Annotated in this window: 2 protein-coding genes; one reads left to right on the top strand and one right to left on the bottom strand. The window is 75.7% G+C overall.

The annotated features are described in order from the left end of the window. Positions 1-324: ATP-binding cassette domain-containing protein (locus Q6969_RS15850; RefSeq protein WP_317231301.1), on the bottom strand; the 324-nt coding region annotated here is incomplete at its 3' end. A 56-nt stretch (positions 325-380) separates the two neighbouring features. Here Q6969_RS15850 and aztB point away from each other — a divergent pair. Continuing rightward, the coding region (aztB, locus tag Q6969_RS15855) for a zinc ABC transporter permease AztB (RefSeq protein ID WP_317231302.1) at positions 381-1,136 on the top strand (756 nt) is incomplete at its 3' end.

The following is a 1,136-nucleotide window of genomic DNA, read 5'->3' on the forward strand; positions in this document are numbered from 1 at the left end:
GAGCCGTCGCCAGCGCCCGGCCCGGCCCCAGGCGCCGACGGTCGCGACGTCGCGGACGGTGACGGGCAGCCGGTCGGAGACGGCGGCGCGCTGCGGCACGAAGGCCGCGGCGGCGGCGAGCGCGCGCGTCCCCGACAGGGGGATCCGCGTGCCCGCGATCACCTCGAGGAGCGTCGACTTGCCGGCGCCGTTCGGCCCCGCGATGACCGTGAGCGCGCCGGAGCGGAGCTCGAGGTCGATGCCGCCGAGGGCGCGGTGCCCGTCGATCTCGACGTGGATCCCGCGGAGGGCGGCGACGGCAGCGGGGGTCGGGGGCAGGGGCACGCGTCCGATCCTAGCCATTTGATAAGCGTTCTCATTCTTGACTAGGGTCGGCGATCGTGACATTCCTCACCCGCGGAATCCTCGAGCCGTTCGCGCTCGACTTCCTCCAGCGCGCCCTCCTCGGGGGGGCGCTCGTCGCGATCCTCTGCGGCGTCGTCGGCACGTGGGTCGTCATCCGCGGCATGGCCTTCCTGGGCGAGGCCCTCGCGCACGGCATGCTGCCCGGGGTCGCGCTCGCGACCGTGATCGGCGCCCCCGTCCTCGTCGGCGGGGCCCTCGGCGCCGTGGCGATGAGCCTGGGGATCGCCGCCCTGCAGCGCCGAGGCCGCCTCTCCTACGACACGAGCATCGGCCTGCTCTTCGTCGCGATGCTCGCCCTCGGCGTCGTCGTCATCTCGCACTCCGGCAGCTTCGCCACCGACGCCACCGCCATCCTGTTCGGCGACATCCTCGCCATCGCGCCCGTCGACATCGCGCTGCTCGCGGGCGCCGTCGTCGTCGGCCTCGGGGTCGCGTGGGCGTTCCACCGGCCGCTCGTCGCGCTGGCCCTGGATCCCCGGGTCGCCGCGGTGCTCGGCCTCGGCCCGCGCTCGGCGCAGGCCGCGCTGGTGGGCCTCGTGACACTGGCGGTCGTCGCGTCGTACCAGGCCGTCGGATCCCTGCTGGTCGTCGGCCTGCTCCTCGCGCCCGCCGTGGCCGCCGGGCACTGGACCGCGCGGATCCCGACGCGCATGGCCCTGGCCGCGGCCCTCGGCGTCGCGTCGGTCCTCGTGGGCCTGCTCGTGTCGTGGCACGCCGCCACGGCCGCGGGC

This window comes from Clavibacter sp. MX14-G9D, assembly GCF_032917815.1.
Lineage (GTDB): Bacteria > Actinomycetota > Actinomycetes > Actinomycetales > Microbacteriaceae > Clavibacter > Clavibacter michiganensis_K.